This is a genomic window from Halomonas urmiana (genome assembly GCF_005780185.1).
Classification (GTDB): domain Bacteria; phylum Pseudomonadota; class Gammaproteobacteria; order Pseudomonadales; family Halomonadaceae; genus Halomonas; species Halomonas urmiana.
On sequence record NZ_VBUI01000059.1, the window covers coordinates 1 to 3,091 of the forward strand.

The following is a 3,091-nucleotide window of genomic DNA, read 5'->3' on the forward strand; positions in this document are numbered from 1 at the left end:
CGAAGTCACGCTGGTTGAACCAGAAAAACAGGCGGCGTGACAATGATCAGACACGACAGCTTGCTTGACATCTACCGAGGGCCGGCTGAAGGCGGCCGAGCGTCGCCAGGCGACGTTTAGGCTGCGGCTGCCGGCGGGAGACCGCCAGTATCTCGGCCAGAAAACGGTAGGCGTCGGCGTGCCGGGCCGCGAGGGCTTCCAGGCTGGTGTTGTCCTGGCGCGCCAGGGTGGCGGTCAGGGCACTGGTGGCTTGAGCGGCGGCATTAGCCGCGTCTCCGGCGATCACGACGGGAACCCGATAGACCGAAAACACATCCAGGTCATGATACAGGCCGAAATGGATGTGCAGCCCATCGACCGTGGTTCCCGGGGCGAAAGTCAGGGCATGGCGGGCACCGGCAGGTACCATGAGCACTTCTCCTGGCCTGGCTGTCACCTGGTGGCCAGGTTTCTTTGTTGTTCCTTCTCTTCCGTTCTCGGGCTCGTGCTGGTCGTCGAACGTGCAGGTATAAGCGCCGTGCACGATATGCAGCACCACCCAGTAGGGCATGATCCGCCACCCGGTATCGACGCAGTGACTGCTGCGATGAGCAGACCACTCGACGCGATACTCCAATGGCATGTCATGAGAAAGAGGCGCTGTCGTCATAAGCCTGGGGCTCGATGGGTGAAGAGCAAGGGCTGCTTCATGCGAGGCATGCTCCTCACACGAGGGCGAGATAGGGCAAATATACATGAACGGCGAGGTGTCTGACCATGTGCCAGTGGCAGAGGCCCTCCTAGACTGAGGCTACATCTTGATTGTCCCAGCCAGGAGTCCGCTATGTCAGGTGCACGTCCGATTCAGGCAGTTCTTACCCAAAACAACGACCTTTCGAAGACGGAGGAAACGCTTTCCAGCATCGATGCCATGGTCGATGGCCTCAATGATCACGACATTGAGGGCATGGGACGGTTTTTCTCCGAGTCGTTCCGCTGGATGGGCAACGCCGGCTGTGGCTTTAAGCAAGGGCTCAAGGAGTTCCAGGAGAACTGGCAACGCCCCTTTCAGGAAGCATTCTCCGACAAAGTCTGTATCGATGAGGCCAGACTGGCGCAGGGGGAGTGGTGTGCCGCCTTCGGCCGCCAGGAAGCCGTGCATTCGGGCACCTTTATGGGGATTCCCGCGACCGGCAAGCGCGTGGTGATACGATACATGGATTTCTGGAAGGTGGTCGACGGCAAGATCGTGGATAACTGGGTCATGGTCGACTTTCCCTCAGTCATGCAGCAGCTTGGCGTCGACCCCTTCGATGGTCATGGCTGGGAGCAACGGGACAGCGCCCAGGCGCCTCTGAGCTACACCGAGTAAATTGGCCGGGCAGAAGCGGCAAACGATACTTCCCCCCTCCCGAGAGAGGTGAACACGAAAACGACCTCCCGGCACAGGGCCGTCGTCGGACGGCTGTACGATGCGTTTTACGACATCGACTATCGACGCATCAGACCTAGAGGCACGTCTTTCTGAGCTTTTTTCACCCGACTGCGACACTCATCTGGCTCACCCCTTGAGCCAGATGCAGAGGGCTATGCACTTTACGAGCACGCCTAAGGGCCTTTGTTAGCCGCCATCCCTGATCTGGAGCGCCGTGACTACATCATGTTCGGTGGAGAAGACGGCCAGCCTTGGATCGGCTGTGCTGGTTTCTACACCGGCGTCTTCGAGCGCTCTTGACTAGATGTTCCGCCGACCCGACACATCGTCACCATGCGTTACGCCGAATTCTTTCGCGTCGAGGGAGATCGCATCGTCGAGATGCGAGCCTTGTGGGTTATTCCCTAGGTGATGATGCAGGCCAATGGGACCAAGCCTGGGTCGCGAGCTGCTGGTCCTAGGGCCTGCGACTCAGGATGGCCTCATCAAGGCGGCACAGGACAAGGCGCCCAGTTCACAGAGCCTCACCTTGGTCAACGACATGATGGAAGGACTGGGCAAATACGCCAAGGACAGCGTGGCGGCTATGGAATTGTACCGCTTCTGGCACCCCAAGATGGTCTTGTACGGGCTGGCGGGCATCGGCTCGAGTCGGCGCATCTCATGCTTTCGCAACTGGCACCAGAAGCCTGTCCTGGCTGGTATGCCGGACCGATGCTCGATGAACCAGGACATCATGTTTGCCGAGAGGGATTACTTCGGTCTATTCGGCTGGCCTGCCATCGGCACCGCTTACGTGGCCGTCCCACCGGCACGGGCAGGTGGACTTTGATCTTGCCCACCAACAGTGGACACCCCGTTAAGGCAGTACACTGAACGAGGTGACCCCATGGCAAGGCAAGCAACGTCGATGAAGAAGACGCGTACCCGTTACTCCCAGGCCTACAAGGACGAGGCCCTGGCACTCGCTGACCGTATTGGGGCCAGTGCCGCCGCTCGTGAGCTGGGCCTTCAACCCAGCCAGCTCTACCAATGGCGAGCCAAGGCTCATCAGCAGCAGAATGCCTCAGCGCGCGAGCAGGCCTTGGCGGAAGAGAACGCGAGGCTCAAGCGTCAACTGGCTGAGAAGTCGGAAGAGCTTGAAATCGCAAAAAAAGCCGCGGTGTACTTCGCGAAAAGCCTGAAGTGAAGTACGCCTTCATCGAGCAGCATCGTCAGGCCTTCAGCATTCAACGGATGTGTGCGTTTCTTGGTGTCGCCCGCAGCGGCTACTACGCCTGGCGGCGGCGGGGAGGTGAACCGTCTCCCCGCCGCCGCCGGCAAGCGCTGATCGATCAGCGGGTGGCTCAGGCCTTCGAGCAGGCCAAGAGGCGCTCAGGCGCCCCCAGGCTGACCCATGACCTGAACGATGCTGGCGTCGCCATCTGCCTCAATACCGTGGCTGCCAGCCTTCGTCGCCAGAACCTGCGGGCGAAAGCCGCTCGCAAGTTCAAGGCCACGACAAACTCACGGCATAGCCTGCCAGTCGCACCGGATCTGCTGGAGCAGGACTTCAGCGCTGCGGCACCGAACCGGAAATGGGTCGGCGACATCACGTACCGTGTGCCTCGACCCTGAAGGCAGCAGGAAGTAGCTGAATGGGCACGAGCATGACTGGAATACCTTCATGACGAGCAG

The 3,091-nt window shown here is 60.1% G+C and carries 3 protein-coding genes and 1 pseudogene; 3 read left to right on the plus strand and 1 reads right to left on the minus strand.

The features are described from left to right. Positions 1 to 46 precede the first annotated feature (46 nt). Positions 47 to 550 (minus strand): hypothetical protein, encoded by a 504-nt coding sequence (locus FEI13_RS18675; protein ID WP_138182993.1) that lies wholly within the window; start codon positions 548 to 550, stop codon positions 47 to 49. A gap of 273 nt (positions 551 to 823) precedes the next feature. Between FEI13_RS18675 and FEI13_RS18680 the strand changes: the two genes are divergently transcribed. From FEI13_RS18680 to FEI13_RS19565, 3 genes and pseudogenes are all read left to right on the plus strand, one after another. Continuing rightward, positions 824 to 1,351 (plus strand): ester cyclase, encoded by a 528-nt coding sequence (locus FEI13_RS18680; protein ID WP_138182994.1) that lies wholly within the window; start codon positions 824 to 826, stop codon positions 1,349 to 1,351. Between the two features lie 604 nt (positions 1,352 to 1,955). Beyond that, positions 1,956 to 2,246 (plus strand): hypothetical protein, encoded by a 291-nt coding sequence (locus FEI13_RS18685; protein ID WP_138182995.1) that lies wholly within the window; start codon positions 1,956 to 1,958, stop codon positions 2,244 to 2,246. Between the two features lie 57 nt (positions 2,247 to 2,303). Continuing rightward, positions 2,304 to 3,013 (plus strand): annotated as a pseudogene (locus tag FEI13_RS19565) (IS3 family transposase); the annotation flags it as partial. Between the last annotated feature and the right edge of the window lie 78 nt (positions 3,014 to 3,091).

What these genes read in the sequence shown, in the direction of transcription:
- FEI13_RS18685 (WP_138182995.1), top strand. Translation starts at nt 1,956, where the DNA reads ATGATGGAAGGACTGGGCAAATACGCCAAGGACAGCGTGGCGGCTATG.
- FEI13_RS18675 (WP_138182993.1), bottom strand. Translation starts at nt 550, where the DNA reads ATGCCCTACTGGGTGGTGCTGCATATCGTGCACGGCGCTTATACCTGC.
- FEI13_RS18680 (WP_138182994.1), top strand. Translation starts at nt 824, where the DNA reads ATGTCAGGTGCACGTCCGATTCAGGCAGTTCTTACCCAAAACAACGAC.